The following is a 19,510-nucleotide window of genomic DNA, read 5'->3' on the forward strand; positions in this document are numbered from 1 at the left end:
CCTTCTTCGTGCCCCTCTTCTTCGTGGTGATGAACACCGGCAGGAATACCGTAGTTACTGTCCAAATTACTGTAACTGACACCGATATAACCGCTCTCAATCGCGCCGCGACTAAAGTGATAGGACGTCCCGACGCTCTGCAGGCGGCTGCGACCGTCGGCATTGGCCAAGTAACCCTGCGAGCTTTCTTCCAGCTCTTCAGGATCATCGGCAGCCTGCGGATTCAATGATGAACCGGGGATGTCGGGATCAGCCCAATCACGGTATAGCGACTGGATATTGAACGCCCAATTACCGGCGCCGCTCTCTAAGCGCGCCACACTCGTGCGACCATCATCCACTGTACTGCCACGAAGCTCCGCCGCCACCGCGACGCCATCGCGATGGCGACTCGGTATGACACCGTCGATCACATTCACCACACCGCCAATCGCGGCGCTGCCATACAGCAGCGTTGCCGGGCCGCGCAACACCTCTATGCTATCGGCAAATAACGGCTCCACAGAGACGGCATGATCGGCGCTATTACTCGACACATCCAGGCTCGGCAGACCATTGCGCAAGACCTGTACGCGAGGCCCCTGATGCCCGCGGATCACCGGCTGCCCAACACCGGGACCAAAACTCGCTGAGCTCAGCCCCGGTAGATTATTCAGTGTGTCGCCCAACGTAGCCGCCGCCTGGCGCCGCAGCGTATCGGCATCCAAAACCGTCACTGGCAGCGCCGTTTGCGCCTCTTTTTTATGCGCGGCGACCGATACAACAACGTGCTCCATCGGGGGTTTATCGACCGGCGTTACCGCGCTGTCGGAAGGCAGTGACTCAGGCGACAGACCCCAAACCACAGGCGACAACACAGCACTTAAGCTGATCCAAATAGGTTTCATACTTCTATCCTGTAAAAAAAATGGCATTAACACGCGCCACAATGCGCGGCGGTGCAATCTTTTCTTCGCTTGGTTTCAGGATAAAAGGAAAGGCGGCGCCCTTGCGGGCGGCGAATATAGCGCGGCTGACTTGCCAGCCAGTGGCTGGTAGGTCGCCAGTCGCTGGCCGGAGGTAAAACTACCACCCAAGCCAATATGGCTAGACAGCGCTGCATTAGCACCCTGGTGGTATAGCAAACACTCCTCAACAACCTCGTGGCTGTCGAGATGAATATGCTCGGCCTGAAGCCACGCCGACCAGCTCAAGCACAGCAGAAGCAGTGCGAGTAGCAGTGAGCGGTAGCGCGGCAACGACAATCCGTACACGGTGGGCTTAACTCAGTTGCTTAATCGTCAAAACTCATGCCGAGGCGACGTCCCACCAGCTCGTAGGACTCAACAACATTACCCAAGTCCTGGCGAAAGCGGTCCTTGTCGAGCTTTTCTCGGGTGTCTTTATCCCAGATCCGGCAGCCGTCGGGGGAGAACTCATCGCCCAGATAGATTTCGCCATCGCTGAACACACCAAACTCCAGCTTGTAGTCGACCAAAAGCATGCCGGCGTCTAGAAACAGCGCTTTGAGAATGTCGTTAACTTGGTAGGTCAATTCGCGCATACGCGCCATCTGGGCATCGCTGGCCCAACCAAAACTGCGAATATGCGACTCGTTAATCATCGGGTCGTGCAGCGCGTCATCTTTCAAGAAGGTCTCAAAAGTCGGTGGTGACAGCTCCAAGCCTTCCTCCACACCAAGGCGCTTGACGATAGAGCCGGCGGCAATATTGCGAACCACACACTCAATAGGGAACATCTCCAAGCGCTTCACCAGCGCCTCGCTATCGTTGAGCAGGCGCTCAAAGTGGGTCGGCACGCCGGCCTGCTGCAGCTTTTCCATGATAAAGGCATTGAACTTATTATTGACCATGCCCTTGCGATCAAGCTGCTCCACCTTCACACCGTCAAAAGCCGAGGTGTCGTTTCTAAAGGTCAGAATAAAACGATCCGGGTCATCGGTTCTAAATACCGATTTTGCCTTACCCGAATACAATTCCTCACGTTTTTCCATGGTCTGCCTCACTCGCCTTATGCGATATCCAGCCAGTCAAAACCGGCTTGTTGATCTGCGGACAGCAGTGCTTCACTGTTCGCTAAAATGGGTTCCACCGCCGCCCTGGCTAACTCGGGGGTGTTATTCTGCTCACTCAAATGCGCCATCACCACATGCTGCAGGTGCTCGACATTGACACTGTGCAACAGCTCGGCAGCCTGACTATTATTCAAATGCCCCCAATCTCCGCCCACCCGGCGCTTCAATGACGGCGGGTAGGGCCCCTGCTGCAACAGTGGCACGTCGTGGTTACACTCAAGCAACAGTGCATCGCAGTCGCGATACTGCTCTCTCACAAACGGCGTAATACTACCCAAGTCAGTCAGCAAGCCGAAGGTCTTTTTTCGGTAACGAAACACAAACTGGCAGGGTTCACGGGCATCATGGGGCACCGCCACAGGCATCACGGCAAAGCCGCCGATATCCACGCTCTGTCCCAAAGACAGTCGCTGCCATTTGTCATAACGGCGCATGTCCCGGTAATCTGCGGTGCCAAAACTGCTATACACCGGCAAGCTGTACTTGCGGGCCAGCGGCAACACACCCTTGATATGATCGCCGTGCTCATGGGTTACGAGAATAGCGCTCAGTGAATCTGCCGAACGCCCGAGCCGCGCCATGCGCCGCTCGGTTTCCTTGATGGTAAATCCACAGTCCACCAGCACGCAGGCCTGCTGTGACTCGACCAGCGTGGCATTGCCTTTACTGCCACTACCGAGCGAGGCAAAGCGCATCAGTGCAGATATCCCATAATCCGCTTGAGCAGGACCTCCCGCTCTTCATTGCCCAGGCGACGGCCTTTCTGGTAGTTCAGCAGGATCACCGACTCGCCTTCGGCAACCGGCTTCATCTCCACCACGTAGCGGCTGCGCTTAGCCTTATTGGCACCAAAGAAGCCGCTCAGCCAGCCGCCTTCCCGATCTTCGGGGGCAACATAGCTCAGCCAGTATTTATTCACCGCTGGCGCCTCGTCTTCGATCTCAAAACCGGCCTTGTTCAGCGCCAAGCCCAGCGCAGCCCACGCTCGCTGATAAGGCAAGAACAGACGTAAATAGCGCTCTTCGCCCTCACCTTCGATAAAGATTTTACCCTTACTCTTACCCCCGCGCTTAGCCAGGATAGAAACCGACCCCTGGCTTTCACTGTCGGCCAAAAACTGCGCCAACACACGCGCCATCTGCCCCTCTCGCTGGGGGTCAGTAGATTGCCCAGGCCAGGGCTGCTGCACGGAGCCCTGCTGCACCAAAATATGTACTTCGCTGGTCCCCGTCTGCACACCGTGCTCTAAGCGAAAACGAAAACGCTCCTGTGGCGCACCTTCTTCAACCACCCGCCACTGGGTTTCGAGAATGCCCTGTTCATTGTCCAAATTCGCCAGCACCAGCCCGGCGCGGTCCAGAAATACCCGCACCCGCGGCCAGACTTGGCCGGGCTCGCCATCGAGTAATATCCAGTGTTCATTGTCCAGGCGCTGAATTTTCACTTCAGCGGTGCCCACATTTTTAGTCAGCTGCTCTGGGCGCGGCGCCTCGAACTCGCCGGGCAAAGCCTGATGGTCGCGAATACCCGGCACCACGTAGCGATCATCTAGCGACGCCGAGGACACGCCGGCAGGCAGTACCAGCGCCTCGCTGAGCTGGGCGCGGCGGTAATCGTGAGAACGGTCGCGGAAGGTACCACAGGCACTCAGTGCCAGCAGGCTGACAATCACCAAGGGATAACGGACGGTGCTAAAACGCATTCGCATATTCACTTATTAGTTAGCGCCTATCACAGGCGGGGTTACAGCAGGCCGGCCTGCTGAAGCGCGGCACGCAATTGTGGCTGCGCGCCTTCACTGAGTGGCGTCAACGGCAGACGGATGCCCTCTTCCATTTTACCCATGGCGTGCAGTGCCCATTTCACCGGAATCGGATTTGATTCAACAAACAGGCGCTCATGCAGTGCTAGCAGCGGCGCATTGGCGGCCTCTGCTGCGGCTCGATCACCCGCCATGGCCGCATCACAAACCGCTTTCATCGCCGCCGGCGCAACATTGGCGGTCACCGAAATATTGCCCTTACCACCCTGCAACATCAGCTCCATAGCGGTAGCATCATCACCCGATAACACCGCCATTTTGTCACCTACGGCGTCAATCAGTTCCTTGCCGCGAGTAATATCCCCGGTGGCATCTTTGATGGCAATAATATTGCGGTGTTCGGCCAGGCGCACAGCGGTGGCATTCTGCATATCACAGGCAGTACGGCCCGGCACATTGTAGAGAATCTGTGGAATATCCACCGCGTCTGCGATGGCCATATAGTGACGGTACAAGCCTTCCTGAGTCGGCTTATTGTAATAGGGCGTTACCAGCAAACAGGCGTCGGCACCGACTTCGCGGGCGACTTCAGTCAGCTCAATCGCCTCACTAGTGGAGTTGGCACCGGTACCGGCCACCACTTTGATACGGCCCGCCACCTGATCGACACAGGCTTTAATGAACATTTTGTGCTCATCCATGCCCAGCGTCGCCGACTCACCACTGGTGCCCACGGCAACAATACCGTCGGTACCCTGCTCAATATGCCAATCAATCAAGCGGGACAGCGCCTGCCAGTCGATGCTGCCATCGCTGTGCATAGGGGTAACCAAGGCGACAATGCTGCCGGTAATCATGCCTGAATCTCCAGAATTTTCCGCAAGCCGCCAATGGTACTGGCCCGAGAGGCCCAGCTCAAGGGCGATTTCACCGCGACCACAGATTCACCGCAACGACCGGAAACATTGCCGCTCGGCGTCGGTCTAAACGGCGTATAATGACAGCGCTAACGGCTGATGTTGCTACTGATCCGCCCCACAACCACAAAGAGGAACGTCATGAAGTTTATCGCCCCACTATTGCTACTACTGTTTGCCATTAGCGGCAACGCCGAGCAGTGGCGGACCGACCCTCTCACCCCGCTTGATCAGCGCTACATGGAAGATCGCCGCCAAGAACTCAACAGCCTCGCACAGCTGTCCTTGGGGCGAAGCTTTGGTCACGGCCGCAGCAGTGACCTGAGGCTTATTCAAGACATCCTCGACCGCAACTTGGTCGGCGCCGGGGAAACCGCCAAACTACAAGCCATGGGCATTATACTGGGCGACCACCTGCGCCGTGAAAATGGCCTGCGCTGGGTCATATACAGCGACCGCAAGGGCCGCAGCCGCGCCCTAGAAGTACCGACCAAAGACGAATTCCTGTTCCCGGTGACTCAGATCTCCAGCCGCGTTCGCGTGGGCGCCGAGGTCGATGTGCAGGCAATCTACGAAAAGCTGGAGCGTGAAACCGCCCGTATAAAGAAAATGATCATCATTCGATGAACATCGGCGCAGCTAAATAAGGCGCCCTGAAAGCTCTAGACCACCGCGGCAGGGCGCCGCAGCGGCCGGCGATCACGACACACCGAGATACAACAGCAGCAGGGGAATAGTTACGAAGCTAATCAGCGTCGAACTCACGACCATGCCGGCAATCGCAGCTGGCTGACGCCGGTATTGCACCGCCAGCAGATAGTTAAAAACCGCCGCCGGCATTGCCGACTGCAGCAATATGACCTTGCGCGTCATCCCCTCCAGCTCAAGGCACCACACCGTGGCGAAACCCGCCGACAGCCCGAGCAGCAACCGAGCAGCCCCGAGTAACAGTGCCCGCCGCGCCGCCGACACTCGCAAAGAGGCCAGTGACACGCCAAGGGTAATCAGCATCAGCGGGATCGACATGCCGCCGAGAATACCCAGCGTATTGGCAGCCGTCGCGGGCAACTGCCAGTCGTAAAACACCAGCAACGCAGCGAACACGCCCGCGTAAATAATCGGTGAACGGCTCACGGCAACAAGCGCTGCGCGACCATTAAGCACCGCCACACCCAGGGAAAAATGGCATACCGTAGTGGCCAAAAAGAGCCCCAATGCCATGGCCAAGCCTTCTTGACCAAAGGCAAACAGGCTGATTGGCAAGCCCATATTGCCGAAGTTGCCGAACATCAGTGGAATCAGAAAATCACGCAACCCAAGCCCCAGCAAGCGGCAAACCACGGCGCCGAAAAGCGCCGTCCACGCCAACATCACCAGACTGGCCAATAACACCCGGCGCAGCTGCAACGGGGAAATATCGATGCCGCCCAGAGTCGCAATAATTAGCGCTGGCGCCCCGACCCACATCACTATGCGGCGCACAAACTCCTGATCGAAGGGCTGGTCGAAACGCACCCAAAGCAGGCCTAATAAGGCACACAACAGCACCGGCAGCATGATCGGTAGCAACGGAGAAAACAGCGCAAACATGGCGGGGCCTAGGACGAAAACACAGGCTCACAGCGCGCCGCCGGCAGCGGCGCACTCGAGAAAGGGGCTTTAAAAACCGTCTGGACGCAACATCGCGTCGTGACCACCGTCGATAAACACCAGCGAGCCCGTCATATACTCCCCCGCAGGACCAAACAAGACGTTTACCATTTCGGCAATTTGCTGGGGCTGGCCAATACTGCCCAGCGGTACAGTGTCGCCAAAGTCACGCATCGCCTGGCCCAACTCTTTGTCGTCCAGCACTTTGTCGGTGAGTGGCGTCCTTACGATCCCCGGCGCCACACCATTAATGCGAATACCGCGCCGTGCAAATTCACCACTGCGACGCCGCAGCCAACAACAGATTGCATGCTTGGAACCCGCATAGGCAGAGTGAGTGTCGCGACTGTCCGCCAGCTCACAAGCCTCCTCTTCCTTGCCGTCGAGCAGTAGATCCACATAGTCATTGTGCTCAACCATCGGCGCCGAGTTCGAGGCAATCATCACAATGCGCCCCTTGCGCATCTCCAGTAAATCCAGCACCCCTTCAGTCAGCGCAACCGCGGCAAAGTAATTGATGCGAGCAATCAGTGAAGGCGGCCGCACCGAAGGGCCGACACCGGCACAGGGAATAAACCCGTCCAAACCGTCGGGACAAAGCTGGCGAATACCGTCAATCGCACGCTGGCGGCCGGCGTACTCGCTGAGGTCGGCGCAGATATCGCCATCGTTTAGATCGACCACAATGACCTTGTGACCATCCTGGCACAAACGTTCCCGAATAGCGGCACCAATACCTGTGGCACCACCGCTCATTGCATAAATTCCCATCATTTCCTTCCTTTGTTGTTTCAAGTCAACTCAGCTACTGGCAATCAACTCGCGTTTGCTGCGTTCATATTTACTCGCCGGGTCATTCACCGTCTGCTGCAAAGCGCGTGCATGCCGAGCGCGCAGCACCTGTTGGGCATCCGCTTTGCCGTAAAGGGTGTTGCGCTGCCAAGGCTGACGGCCCGCCGCGGTGATCCGCCACTCCATCTGCTCGGGACTGGTTTCCTCGCCGTGACTGGCACCCGCCGCACGGGTAATCGTTTCATTCATTAAGGTGCCACCGAGATCATTAACCCCGGCGTTGAGACAGGCCAATACCCCGGCCTCGCCCAGCTTCACCCAAGAGGCCTGAATATTGTCAATCAAACCGTTAAAGACCAGACGTGCAACCGCGTGCATCAATATCGATTCGCGGAAAGTCGGACCGCGACGCGCTCGCCCCTTCAGATAGATCGGTGACTCACTGGCGACAAAGGGCAACGGCACAAACTCGGTAAAGCCCCCACTGCGCCGCTGCAAATCAGCTATGGCCAGCAAGTGCCTCGCCCAGTTGTGGTAGCCATCGACGTGACCAAACATAATCGTCGCCGTGGTCGGCAGACCCACCCGGTGGGCCGTTTCCATCACCTCCAGCCACTGCGCGGTGTTGATTTTGTCCGGACACAGCACCGCCCGTACCTCATCGTCCAAGACCTCGGCCGCCGTGCCGGGCAGACTGTGCAGACCGTCAGCTTTCAGCTGCCGCAGATAGTCCTCCAGCGGCAGCCCCAGCGTTTCCGCGCCCTGCCAAACTTCTAATGGCGAAAAAGCGTGGACATGCATCTGCGGCGTCGCCCCGCGCAGCGTTGCCAAAATATCCAAGTAGGTCTGACCGGTATATTCCGGGTGGATGCCGCCCTGCATACACACTTCGGTAGCACCGCGCTGCCAGGCCTCGGTCGCTCGGCGGGCAATTTCCTCTGCACTGAGGTCATAGGGCCGACCGCGCAAGTTTTCGCTCAGCTTGCCCTTCGAGAACGCACAAAACTGACACTTGAAATAACAGACATTGGTGTAGTTGATATTGCGGTTGACCACGTAGCTGACGCGATCGCCGCAACGCTGCCGGCGCAGCGTATCAGCAGCCCGACACACCGCCGCAAAGTCATCATTGCGGGCTTCAAACAAGCGAACAATATCGGCTTCCGTCAACACCTGCTGCGCCTCGGCGCGACGCAAAATATCGGCAATGACGCTGCTGGCCTGTGGTCGCTCCTTAGCCAACAGCCGCAGCTCCTGTTCGGGCGCCGCCGCGACCTGGCCGGTCAGCCAACCATCAGTGCGCGGCAAGCCCTGACCGTCAACCAGCCTGAGCAGCTGCGGCAGTATTGCATCGTCCAACCAGCGCTCACCGTCGCGCACATAGCGCGGATAGATAGTCAGCCGCTCGTGCAAGTACTTGCCACTGAGGGCCGTCTCTTTAGCCAATCGTTCGACATGGGGCCAGGGCGCTTCGGGATTGACAAAATCTGGGGTCACTGGCGACACCCCGCCCCAATCATTGATACCGGCGGCGACAATCTGTGGCAGCACCCCGGGGCTGAGGTTGGGGGGCGCCTGAATACTCATCTGCGCGCCGAAGATCAAGCGCGCAACGGCAATTGTCCACAGCAGCTCATCGAGATCCGGCTCCGGTGCCGATGCCATTTTGGTGCCTTGTTTGGCACGAAAATTCTGGATGATGATTTCCTGCAGGTGACCGTGCTCGCGGTGCACACGGCGCAGCGCCAACAGCGACTCGATACGCTCGCAGCGGGTTTCGCCGATACCAATCAAAATCCCCGAGGTAAACGGCACCCGGGCCTCACCGGCTCTTCGCAACGTTGCCAGGCGCGCCGCTGGGGCTTTATCCGGAGACCCATGGTGCGGCATGCCCTTGTCACACAGCCGCTCGGCCGCAGACTCCAGCATAATTCCCATTGATGCCGACACCGGTCTGAGCATGGCAATCTCGTCATCACTCATGCAACCGGCATTAATATGCGGCAGTACCGATGTTTCGTCCCTTACCCGGCTCGCAACGTGGGCCAAGTATTCCAAGGTCGTCGCGAAGCCCATTTCGGCCAAGGCTTCACGGGCGGCACGATAACGCAATTCAGGCTTTTCGCCCAAGGTAAACAGCGCTTCCTTACAGCCTAGTTTTTCGGCCTCGCGCACCTGCCTCAACACCTCCTCAACACTGAGGAAGGCCCGCTCGATACGCTTTGGCGTTTTCGCAAAAGTACAGTAGTGGCAAACATCGCGACACAGCTGGGTGAGCGGGATAAACACTTTGCGCGAGTAACTCACCACGTTGCCAAAACCGCGATCGCGCAGCTGCGCGGCCGCAGCCGCCAGTGCCGCCGTGTCGTCACAACGGTGCAGCGCCAACGCCTGCTCGTCACTCAGCTCGCCGCTGAGAGCCACATCTATCAGGGGCTGAAATTCTATATTACTCATCGCTCAATTAGGCCCATTTCCACGCAACTCCTCGGACCGCTGATCCGCAGGCGGATTCATCTGCTGCAGTCGGCGGGCGATACCACTGCCCTGTAGATAACTCATCGTCTGCGGCGCCAGGTGCTGCCCCGCACTGTCATCGGCTGCGCGCTCAACCAAGGCCAACAGGTCGTCGCGGGTATCAATATCACTGGCCAAACCTTCGCTGCACTGCACCAACAGCTCCAATCCGGCCCTCTGGGCGGCGCGGCGATGGGCCGCCAAGCTGTGCTCGCCATAGTGCAGGGAAATTCGCTGACGCAGAGGCATCAATAAAACATTGCTGCCCCGGCGATGGCGGTCAGTCGCAATAACCATTGCTGGCACGGCGGCCTCCGCCTGGCGCGCCACCAGTGCCGACAATTCTGCGGCGTTAATCAACGGCAGGTCGCCATGCACAATCATCACATTTTGCGGCGCCGACGGCAGGCTGGCGATACGCGCCAGGGTCGCTTCCAACACCGCATTTAATCCGCGCCCCAACTCCGCTTCCGGCCAGCATTCCGCACCGAAGTGCTCGGCAAGTAGATGCGCGGCAGGGTCATCAGAAACAATCAACAAACGCTCACAAGCCGGCACCGATGACAGCACCGCCAACACATCTTCAACCATATGCTGAAACAAGGTGCGGCGCTCAGACACACTGAGGCAGCCAGACAAGCGCTGCTTGGCCTGCACAAAATCCTTGAGCGGTAAAACCAACCACATAGTGTTACGCCAGTTCCTCAATCAGTGACAAAGTTGCCGCAGCCAACTGCACTTTGGTATTCAGATCGCTCATCATACTCTGTGCAGCCCGACACTCGACCCCCATCCGGACGATCTCTGAACACTGCTCATTATCGTGCTCATCAATAATAAAGCCGTCGAGCAGCTCACCATAGTAACTGGCCACTGCCGCTGCCCGGCTGGGAATATTCAACTCGCGCATCATCTTTGCGGCCGGCCCTTTCACTGCCCGCCCGGAAATAATCGGCGAAACCGCGACCACGGGCACACCCGCCTCAGCAATGGCTTCGCGGCAACCCCGCAGCGATAAAATCGGGTCGATACTTAAAAACGGGTTAGACGGGCAAATGATAATACCGCGCAGCGCCGGGTCGGCCAGAGCTGCAATGGCCTCTGGATTTAACTCCGCCTGATCTATGCCGGCAAACTCAACACGCTCAACCGCCGGCCGGCACTGCTCGCGCACGAAATACTGCTGAAACTCCAGCTCGCCGATATCGGTAAATACCCGCGTGGCGACGTGCTGCTCAGTCATTGGTAACAAGCGCGTAGCGCTGCCCAGGCGCTGGGCCAATTGTCGAGTAACCGCCGTCAGGGACTGGCCAGCACGCAGCGCCTGCGTGCGAAATAAATGGCTGGCCAGATCCCGATCACCCAGCTGAAACCACTGCTGATCGTCAAGGCGACGCATCGCCTCCAGGGTTACCCAACTTTCATCGCGCAAGCCCCAGCCGCGCTGTTCGTCATTGAGGTCAGCAAGCGCATAGGTAATCGAATCGAGGTCTGGGCAAATCCGCAAACCCCAGTAGTCAAAGTCGTCAGCGGTATTGGCCACCACCGTCAACTGTGAGGGAGCGAGACAATCGGCCAACCCCCGCACCAGCTTAGCGCCCCCCACGCCGCCACTGAGCGCCACAAACTTGCCCGACACAAGCGGCTTAACCACTAGCGAAACATATCCCGCTCGCGATCGCGCAACAGCGCTCGCGAGCCGTCGTCAGACGGCCGCAACTTCGCGCCGCGCAACAGTACTACGGGGCTCCCTTCATCAGCCTGCCCCATCACATAGGACGCCGCCGCTGCCAATTCATCGGCCACCGCAATTTCGGTCACTTCCAACACGCGACCGAACAAGTCGGCATCACCAATGCGATTTTCCACCACCTCAAAACCGGCAGTGCCCAGCGCAAAGCCGACAGTACCATTGCGCCAGGCGCGACCGGCACTGTCGTTGATAATAACCGCGACCTCAACACCACAGCGTTGCGCCAAACCCGCACGCAAGCGCTGAGCACTGGCATCGGGGTCTTCCGGCAAGAGCAACAATTGCGGATCGTCATCACAATTGGGAATATTCGACTTATCGATACCGGCATTAGCGTGCACAACGCCCAAACGGTGCTCAACAATAACCACTCCTGGGCGTGCGCGCAGCACTTCGCGCGACTCGCGCAGCACCAACTCCATCTGCCGAGGGTCTTTATCACACTGCTCGGCCAGCGATTTCGCTTCCGCGCTCGCCTCCACCTCAGCCAGACGCACATAGCGCCCCTCGGCCTTGGAAAAGACCTTCTGAGCAAGAACCAACACATCACCACCCTGTAGGCGGAGTTGATTGGCCTCCAAAGCGGCCGCAACCAGCGCCGTCAAATCATCGCCCGGCTCAACCAGAGGAAACCCCTGAAGGGCGATGAGCTGCAGCTGTGAACTCGCCATTGCTGCGGCTTACTGGTCAACGCCGGTGAGTTTGATCCCGGCGTGACACTTATACTGTTTGTTAATAAAAATCAGCAGTGACGTCATCGCCTCAACTGCCGCGGCATTGGCTATGCTGCCAGCATGGAAGCCACGCAGCCCGGCGGCCTCAACCAGTTCAATCACACTGGCGCGGGCATCTTTGCTGTCGCCACAAACCAGCACGTCACAATCCAGCTCAGACCCCTCCTGCAGATGCACCGCCGCCACATTTTGAAAGGCAGACACCACCTTCACACCGTCGCCGAGAATCTGCTGGGCGATCTGGCCCGCCGAGCCCTCTTCAGGCAATTGCACCCGCGCGACTTTGGGCGGCACTAGGGGCACCGTCACGTCGACCAAAATTTTCCCCTGCAACGCAGCACGCAGGGCCTCCAAAGTGCCCCGTTGATGGGCGAAAGGCACCGTCAGCGCTGCAATATCAGCCGCCTCCGCGGCGGCTTGGTTGTCCATTGCCTCCACGGCCACCGCGTCAACACCGCGCTCCGCCATCAGCGCTTTGAGCTCGGCAACTGCCTGCTCCGCCTTTTCTTGGGTACGCGAACCAATAATGACCCGGTAACCCGCCTGCGCCCAGCGCCGAGCCAGACCGGTCCCCAAATTGCCGGTACCACCAAGAATCGCAATCACTGCACTGTTGGACATATCAAACACCTTTTACTTGTCATTGGGAGATGTTATGCGCTGAACACACAACACCGCGGCGCCGCAGCGGCGCCGTCGAAGCCGGATCAAAGCGCTAGTGTATACAGAGCGCTGTGCCACTGACACTGACAAAACAAGTCATTTGCGCATAAAAATACGGTCATATTAAAAAGTTGGCTAAAGCGCTAAACTGTCGACCTTCAATCTCGCGGCGCAAACGGCGCAAACAGACGCCGGCGCGCAGCAGTAAAACACTAACACGACAGGGTACAAGGTAGGTAAGCGGTAATGCAGAGCGCACTGGATTTTACAGGAAAAGTAGTAGTGGTCACCGGCGGCGGCAAAGGCGTGGGCCGGGGGATCAGCGAGCAGTTTCTGGCGGCGGGCGCCGAGGTGGCAATCTGTGGCCGCAGCATCCCCGATAGCCTGCCCAGCGCCGATGGCCGCGAAGCCTGGTTCCGCGCCCTGGATGTTCGCGACCCCGACGCAGTGCAGGGCTTTATCAACGAAATTGTTGCTGAATTCGGCCGCATTGATGTCTTGATTAACAATGCTGGCGGCGCCCCCTTCGCCGATGCAGCGACAGCCTCACCGCGCTTTTCGGAATCAATCGTGCGCCTTAACCTACTCGCCCCGCTATTTTTCGCTCAAGCCTGCAACGCCGTTATGCAGCAGCAGGCCAGTGGTGGCAGCATTGTTAACATCGCCTCAGTCAGCGCGCAACGCCCATCTCCGGGCACCGCAGCCTACGGCGCAGCCAAAGCGGGCCTGCTGAATCTCAGCAGCTCTCTGGCCGTGGAATGGGCCCCCAAGGTGCGCAGCAACAGCATCATTGCCGGCCTTATCCGCACCGAACAATCACACCTGCACTACGGCGATGAAGCCGGCATTGCCGCCGTCGGCAACACCATTCCACTGGGGCGTATGGCAATCCCCAAGGATATCGCCGAAGCCTGCCTATTCTTAGCTAGCGATATGGCCAGCTATATCAGTGGCGCCGCTCTGACGGTACACGGCGGCGGTGAAAAACCGGCCTTTCTCGACGCGGCCAACGCCGGCAACGACAAGTGACCACCGCGGCCGCCCGGCGGCCGCAATCACTACAGAACACGCACGATTTTCAGCGCGTTGGTGTGATTGTCGACGCCAACCTGATCGCCCATCGTCATCAAAATAAGGTCGCCAGCGGCAACCTCAGCTCGCGCCTTTAACGCCTCAATACAGTCTTCGACGGCGGGCGCGGAACTTGGACTAGGCATAGCAAACACCCCGCGATACAAGCTGACCCGCCGGCAGGTGGCAGCGTTGCGACTAAAGGCAAAAATAGGAATACCTGAGGTCAAGCGGGACATTAACAGCACCGTGCGCCCGGTTTCCGTCAGCGACACAATCGCCTTGACCCCCTGCTGATGATTGGCCGCATACACGGCGCTCATTGCCAGGGTTTCCTCAACGGAATCAAAGCTGCGCTCGATCCGGTAGCTGGACTTGCGCGCAGACGGGTAGCGCTCCGCCCCCTCGCAATTGCGGGACATTGCCTTCACCGTTTCCAGCGGATACTGCCCCGCGGCGGTCTCCGCCGATAGCATCACCGCGTCGGTACCATCGAGCACGGCATTGGCGACATCAAAAACCTCGGCTCGGGTGGGAATAGGGTTGCTGATCATCGACTCCATCATTTGCGTAGCGGTGATCACCGGCCGGTTCAGCACCCGCGCGCGCTTGATAATGTGCTTTTGCAAGCCAATTAAGCTGGCGTCGCCAATTTCGACACCGAGGTCGCCGCGGGCCACCATCACGCCGTCGCAAGCACTGATTAAGGCATCCAGATGACCCTCGTCAGCAACCGCCTCGGCGCGCTCTATCTTGCCGATAATATGAGCAAAGCATCCCGCTCGCTCCAGCTTTTCGCGGGCATCGTTAATATCGGCGGCGCTGCTTGGAAAAGAAATAGCGATAAAATCGAGATCCATCGCCGCTGCGTGCTTGATATCTTCCAGGTCTTTATCCGTTAATGCCGGTGCCGATAAACCGCCACCAAGGCGGTTTATCCCCTTGCGGGAACGCAGGCTACCAATACTTTCCGCGCGACAATGTACCTCCTCACCGCGAACAGCGATGACCGATAACTGTAAACGGCCGTCATCAATCAGCAGGGTATCCCCAGCACTCACCGATCGCGCCAGAGGCTCATAGTCGACACCGATATGACGCTCACTGCCCTCGCCGTCCGCAAGGCGAGTATCGAGCACCAATTCGACACCGGGCTCAATATGAACAGGCTCCACAGCCAACTTGCGCAGGCGGATCTTGGGCCCCTGCAGGTCACCCAACACTGCCACATGACGGCCTTCACTAGCGGATATTTCTCGAATCAACTGACAGCGACTGCGATGCTCGTCAGCACTGCCGTGGGAAAAATTTAAACGAAAGACATTAACGCCCGCGCGAACCATCTCGCGCAAAAGTTCTCTGGAATCACAGGCTGGGCCCACCGTGGCAACAATTTTGGTACGACGCATAACGATATCGACTCTCTCCTCTAGTGGCGACAATTCGCCATCACCGCAGTTTACACCTGCAGTCATGGCGCATCGATGCCAGCAGGCGACAAATAGCTCGCCGCGAGAAGTTTATTCCATAACCGAGGTCTCTCGTCCGCCGTAGACAGGCCCAACTGCCGAGTCGTGCACACCGCCGCGCAGCAAAATCACCTCAACTCGACGATTGCGCGCTCGCCCCTCTGGCGTATCGTTATTATCAATCGGCCGGGTATCGGCGTGGCCCGCCAACCGAAAATGCTCTGCAGACAGGCCACTGCGATCGACTATACGCTGCAACACTGTGGCGGCACGCGCTGAAGACAGGTCCCAGTTAGAACGAAAACGCGAAGTGTTAATCGGCAGGTTGTCACTGTGTCCAGCAATTACCACATGGCCGCCAATTTCCTGAATCAAGGTGGCAATTTTATTAATCACCGGCAAAAAGTCGCTATCCATATCGGCACTGGCTGACGCAAAAGAGCCCATTTCCCTGATGCGAATAGTGATTACTCTCTCACCGTCATCCTCAACTTCAACAAGCCCCTCTTTAATTTCAACATTTAAATAGCGCTCAACTTTTTCTAAATCTGCGGCCAGTTCCTCTTCACTAATCCGCAGATCCTCATCAATAGGCATCTCTGCGTAACTGCGCATCTCTTGGGCAGCCGCCTGACGAACCTCATTATCGATGGTTGGCGTCGGCCGCCCCGGACTGAAATCCCGGGCAATAATACTGGTGCCAATGGGCGGATTGAACGCCGGCACTTCGCGCTGTACGCCAAAGGCGTCGCGCATAGAGCCCGACAATTCCTTAAACTTCTGCTTATCCATCTCCGAAAAGGAGAACAGCAGTACAAAGAATGCCAGCAATAGCGACATGAGATCGGCAAACGTCAGTATCCACGCAGGCGCGCCCGGTGCCGCTTTCTTTTGTGGCAGGTCTTCCACTAGGCCTCCTCGGCGTCATTCTCCTGCTCGCGCTGATTGTCCGGCAGATAGGTAGCCAACAGCGACTCCAAGACCCGCGGATTGAGGCCTTCCTGAATGCCGTCCACCGCCTCTAGAATCAAATGGCGGTTACGGCGTTCCTCTTGCGTTCTGTAGGCCAATTTATCGGCCATCGGCAACGCCACAGCGTTGGCGAGAATCGCACCGTAAAGTGTGGTCAACAGTGCCACAGCCATGGCCGGGCCAATGGCCTTGGGGTCAGACATATTCGACATCATTTGCACCAAACCCACCAAGGTGCCAATCATGCCCATGGCCGGCGCAGAATCACCAAAGCCGCGAAAAATCGCCTCGCCCATTTCCTGGCGCTCAATGGTGAGATTGATTTCCTTATTGAGCAGGCGCTTCACAAAGATTGGGTCGTGGCCATCGATGGCCATCTGCACGCCTTTGTTGAGAAACTCATTACTGATCTCCTGCGACTCCAGCCCCAAAAGGCCCTCTTTGCGGGCAATGCCAGCCAATTCCACGCATTCAGTAATCAGTAACTGGGAGCTGGTAGGTTTGTGAAAAAATGCCCTCGACGCCACCTTGAAGGCCCCTAGGGTCTGTTCCAACGGAAACTTGACCAGGTTGGCAAACGTTGCCCCGCCGATCACGATAAGAATACTGGGGATATCAACAAAGCCCCCTGCACTGCCACCAAAAAAAATGGCGGCAATAATCACACCCAACGCGCCAAACATTCCCAACAGGGTTGCTATGTCCAATGTAACTCTCCGCTACGCCTTTTCTGCCTTCGAGAACCAAAACCGGGCTCTCACACCGCTTATCGGCAGGAAACCTGTAGAGCTTTAATCATTTCAGCTCAGCTTGCGTGTCAGCGCGGAGATTTTCTATACGGGTTTGCCCCTGCCCCCTGCGAAACGGGCGGCGCTTAAATAAAAAAACCGGCATAAGCCGGTTTTTGGGTTCCGCGTGAAGCGCGTTCACACTGGAAATTAGATGAAGAAATCAGCGTTATCCATGCCCAATGACACACCGCCGAAGTTTCGAGCAAAACTGGTGGGGTTGTTAGCCACGTGCGCGCGGGCGGTATGCACATCGCGGAAGCGCTGCTGAATCTCGCTGTCGTTGAATACCGAGTGTCCACCGGCTACTTCGTACAGGGAGTCAACGATCTCGATGCTCTTGCTGATAACCAGTGAGGCCTGGTAGCGGTAGCGAATACGGTCTTCCAGAGGAATTTCTTCGCCGCGCTCGATTTGCTCCAGCATCACGTCAAAGTTGCGGAACAGAATCGCTTCCATTTCGTCGATGCCGTTAAGGGCTGCCGCAATGCGCTCAACGACCTGAGTGTCACCGGCCAATTTGGTCGGATCACCACTGGCCTTGTTCAACACCGCGTGCTTATACAGATCAACGGTCGCCTTACAGGCACCGATAGCCGGCGTCGACACCACGCGGATAAAGCTCTGCGCCCAGGGCAGGCGGTAGAGCGGCGCGTCGTTCACCGCCAAACCGGGGTTAGTGCCGGCAAAGCCGTCACTCTGCTTGTGGGTCATATAATCCGGCACGAAGACATCATCAACGACAATATCATTACTGCCGGTGCCTTCCAGACCCATCGACTGCCAGGTATCAATGATTTGATAGTCGCTGCGCGGTACCAGGAAGGTGCGGTAGCCCTCGCCCGGCACAATGGCGCCCAGCAAGACCCAGGTGCAGTGATCACTGCCGCTTGACCAGCCCCAGCGACCGCTGAGCTTGAAGCCACCTTCGGCCGGCGTCACTTTACCCATGGGCGCGTATGAGGAAGAAATGCGGGTGTGAATCGAGTCGTTCCACACCGCCTGCTGTGCGCGGTCATCCATCATAGCCAGCTGCACAGCGTGAACAGCGATAATGCCACTCGCCCAAGCGGTAGACATACAGGCTTCAGCAATGGCGATCTGCAGCTTAAAAAACTCCTGGGGCTTCATCTCCAGGCCGCCGTAGCGCTTGGGCTGCAAGGCCAAGAAGAAACCGATTTCTTGCAGGGCATCAATAGAAGCCTGGGGCACCTTGCGCTCTTGGCGCGTTTGCGGCGCGCGCTCGCGAAATACCGGTTGCAGCTCTTTAATGGCCGCCATCATAGTGTCAAAATTCATATCAGTGTTATCTGTTGCAGCTACTGCGCTCATCGCCGCTCTCCTGTGTTTTCTATTATCTGTATTGACTGCTTCATCTACCAATTACTTACGTTTAGCGATGAGCAAAGGATTTTATGCCCGCAGCTCACGCGTCGGGCATATTGAATTTGTGCCCCCACAGGCTGGGCAAGCTGGTCACGGTAGGGGTGAAATCGTCCCAGTCCACTTGCAGGCCGCCGGTACCAAACTCCATCGCAAAACCCGTCGGCGTCGCCATATAGAAAGATAGCATGCGATCGTTAGTGTGACGGCCCAAGGTCGACACAATGGGAATACCCGCCGCTTCAACGCGATCCAGACAGTAGCCCACTTCGTCAGTTTCCAGCACTTCCAGCATCAAATGCACACAGCCCACCGGGTTATTGGCGTCCTCGTAGAGGGCTAAACTGTGGTGACGCGGGTTATTCACATGCATGAAATTCAACCCCTGCCCCGGATCATTGGGATCCGGCGAGAAGTGAAAATGCATGTAGTCACTGTCGCCAAAGCCCAACACTTCTTTATAGAAGCGATGCGTTTCGCCGAGCTTGCCCGCCGGCAATACCGCGTGCCCCAGCCCCATATCGCCATTAAAGCCGGTCTCGAAACCGCTGATACCCAGCGGCGACACAAACTTGGCGAAATCCAGCTCGCCTCCCCAGTAGAGCTCGAGCTCGTTGCCCGAGGGGTCGCGCAAAACAATTAACTCGCGAACACGGCGCGCCTTGGCCAGCTCCGCGGAGCCTACCTCAAAGCTGACGCCGGCGGCATTCAGGCTGTCCTTGGCGGCGGCAAAATCGTCCGCATCGCGGAGTTCCCAACCGCAGCGCGCCAAGCGCTCGGACTCACCCTTTTCAATCGCAAAGCGGAAAGGCCGCTCGTCGAGCTTCAAATAAACATTGCCATCATCCGGCATGGTCGGTGCCGGCATCAGACCGAGAATATCGCGGCCGTATTCCAACCACTTTACCGGGTCGGCAGACTCAATTACGACGTAGCCTAAACTGCGTACATCCATGAAGTATTCC

At 57.6% G+C, this 19,510-nt stretch carries 20 protein-coding genes; 2 read left to right on the plus strand and 18 right to left on the minus strand.

Going from position 1 to position 19,510, the window contains the following annotated elements:
* From ABYM29_RS02100 to dapA, 6 genes are all read right to left on the minus strand, one after another.
* Positions 1-887 (minus strand): TonB-dependent receptor plug domain-containing protein (locus ABYM29_RS02100; RefSeq protein WP_372861507.1); only part of this gene is annotated, 887 nt, incomplete at its 3' end.
* A gap of 75 nt (positions 888-962) precedes the next feature.
* On the minus strand, positions 963-1,253 hold the full coding sequence (locus ABYM29_RS02105; protein ID WP_372861510.1) for a hypothetical protein: 291 nt from the start codon (positions 1,251-1,253) through the stop codon (positions 963-965).
* Positions 1,254-1,273: 20 nt separating this feature from the next.
* On the minus strand, positions 1,274-1,993 hold the full coding sequence (gene purC / locus ABYM29_RS02110; protein WP_372861512.1) for a phosphoribosylaminoimidazolesuccinocarboxamide synthase: 720 nt from the start codon (positions 1,991-1,993) through the stop codon (positions 1,274-1,276).
* Between the two features lie 17 nt (positions 1,994-2,010).
* Positions 2,011-2,769 (minus strand): MBL fold metallo-hydrolase, encoded by a 759-nt coding sequence (locus tag ABYM29_RS02115; protein WP_372861515.1) that lies wholly within the window; start codon positions 2,767-2,769, stop codon positions 2,011-2,013.
* Positions 2,769-3,776, minus strand: a complete 1,008-nt coding sequence (gene bamC, locus ABYM29_RS02120) for an outer membrane protein assembly factor BamC (protein ID WP_372861516.1) — start codon at positions 3,774-3,776, stop codon at positions 2,769-2,771. Before bamC ends, ABYM29_RS02115 begins: the two co-directional genes overlap by 1 nt.
* A 41-nt stretch (positions 3,777-3,817) precedes the next feature.
* Entirely contained in the window at positions 3,818-4,693 is an 876-nt protein-coding gene (gene dapA / locus ABYM29_RS02125; protein WP_372861518.1) for a 4-hydroxy-tetrahydrodipicolinate synthase, read from the minus strand.
* Positions 4,694-4,894: 201 nt separating this feature from the next.
* Between dapA and ABYM29_RS02130 the strand changes: the two genes are divergently transcribed.
* A complete protein-coding gene (locus ABYM29_RS02130; RefSeq protein ID WP_372861520.1) occupies positions 4,895-5,380 on the plus strand; it encodes a DUF3806 domain-containing protein in 486 nt (161 codons plus the stop codon).
* A gap of 72 nt (positions 5,381-5,452) precedes the next feature.
* Here ABYM29_RS02130 and ABYM29_RS02135 read toward each other — a convergent pair whose 3' ends face one another.
* From ABYM29_RS02135 to npdG, 7 genes are all read right to left on the minus strand, one after another.
* Positions 5,453-6,343 carry an AEC family transporter gene (locus tag ABYM29_RS02135; protein WP_372861522.1) on the minus strand — a complete coding sequence of 297 codons (891 nt, stop codon included), beginning with the start codon at positions 6,341-6,343 and terminating at the stop codon, positions 5,453-5,455.
* A gap of 69 nt (positions 6,344-6,412) precedes the next feature.
* Entirely contained in the window at positions 6,413-7,177 is a 765-nt protein-coding gene (locus tag ABYM29_RS02140; RefSeq protein ID WP_372861524.1) for an SDR family oxidoreductase, read from the minus strand.
* Between the two features lie 27 nt (positions 7,178-7,204).
* Entirely contained in the window at positions 7,205-9,652 is a 2,448-nt protein-coding gene (gene cofH / locus ABYM29_RS02145) for a 5-amino-6-(D-ribitylamino)uracil--L-tyrosine 4-hydroxyphenyl transferase CofH (RefSeq protein ID WP_372861527.1), read from the minus strand.
* Between the two features lie 3 nt (positions 9,653-9,655).
* Positions 9,656-10,399: a 2-phospho-L-lactate guanylyltransferase gene (gene cofC / locus ABYM29_RS02150; protein WP_372861529.1), complete on the minus strand. Its 744-nt coding sequence runs from the start codon at positions 10,397-10,399 to the stop codon at positions 9,656-9,658.
* 4 nt (positions 10,400-10,403) lie between these two features.
* On the minus strand, positions 10,404-11,366 hold the full coding sequence (gene cofD, locus ABYM29_RS02155; protein WP_372861532.1) for a 2-phospho-L-lactate transferase: 963 nt from the start codon (positions 11,364-11,366) through the stop codon (positions 10,404-10,406).
* Positions 11,366-12,136: a coenzyme F420-0:L-glutamate ligase gene (cofE, locus tag ABYM29_RS02160; RefSeq protein WP_372861534.1), complete on the minus strand. Its 771-nt coding sequence runs from the start codon at positions 12,134-12,136 to the stop codon at positions 11,366-11,368. The genes cofD and cofE overlap by 1 nt, the downstream gene beginning before the upstream one ends.
* A 9-nt stretch (positions 12,137-12,145) precedes the next feature.
* The gene (npdG, locus tag ABYM29_RS02165) at positions 12,146-12,820 is read right to left on the minus strand and encodes an NADPH-dependent F420 reductase (protein ID WP_372861536.1); all 675 of its coding nucleotides are present in this window, start codon (positions 12,818-12,820) and stop codon (positions 12,146-12,148) included.
* A gap of 288 nt (positions 12,821-13,108) precedes the next feature.
* On the opposite strand from npdG, the gene ABYM29_RS02170 reads away from it, so the two are divergent.
* Positions 13,109-13,891 (plus strand): SDR family oxidoreductase, encoded by a 783-nt coding sequence (locus ABYM29_RS02170; protein WP_372861538.1) that lies wholly within the window; start codon positions 13,109-13,111, stop codon positions 13,889-13,891.
* A 29-nt stretch (positions 13,892-13,920) separates the two neighbouring features.
* Here ABYM29_RS02170 and pyk read toward each other — a convergent pair whose 3' ends face one another.
* The 5 genes from pyk to ABYM29_RS02195 form a co-directional block, all read right to left on the minus strand.
* Entirely contained in the window at positions 13,921-15,342 is a 1,422-nt protein-coding gene (gene pyk / locus ABYM29_RS02175) for a pyruvate kinase (RefSeq protein WP_372861666.1), read from the minus strand.
* A gap of 111 nt (positions 15,343-15,453) precedes the next feature.
* Positions 15,454-16,311 (minus strand): flagellar motor protein MotB, encoded by an 858-nt coding sequence (locus tag ABYM29_RS02180; RefSeq protein ID WP_372861539.1) that lies wholly within the window; start codon positions 16,309-16,311, stop codon positions 15,454-15,456.
* Complete coding sequence (gene pomA, locus ABYM29_RS02185) at positions 16,311-17,081, minus strand: flagellar motor protein PomA (RefSeq protein WP_372861541.1); 771 nt, start codon at positions 17,079-17,081, stop codon at positions 16,311-16,313. Before pomA ends, ABYM29_RS02180 begins: the two co-directional genes overlap by 1 nt.
* 231 nt (positions 17,082-17,312) lie before the next feature.
* Complete coding sequence (locus ABYM29_RS02190) at positions 17,313-18,461, minus strand: acyl-CoA dehydrogenase family protein (protein WP_372861544.1); 1,149 nt, start codon at positions 18,459-18,461, stop codon at positions 17,313-17,315.
* A gap of 127 nt (positions 18,462-18,588) precedes the next feature.
* Positions 18,589-19,500 (minus strand): VOC family protein, encoded by a 912-nt coding sequence (locus ABYM29_RS02195; protein WP_372861547.1) that lies wholly within the window; start codon positions 19,498-19,500, stop codon positions 18,589-18,591.
* Positions 19,501-19,510: the final 10 nt, after the last annotated feature.

The organism is Spongiibacter sp. (assembly GCF_041602295.1).
Lineage (GTDB): Bacteria > Pseudomonadota > Gammaproteobacteria > Pseudomonadales > Spongiibacteraceae > Spongiibacter.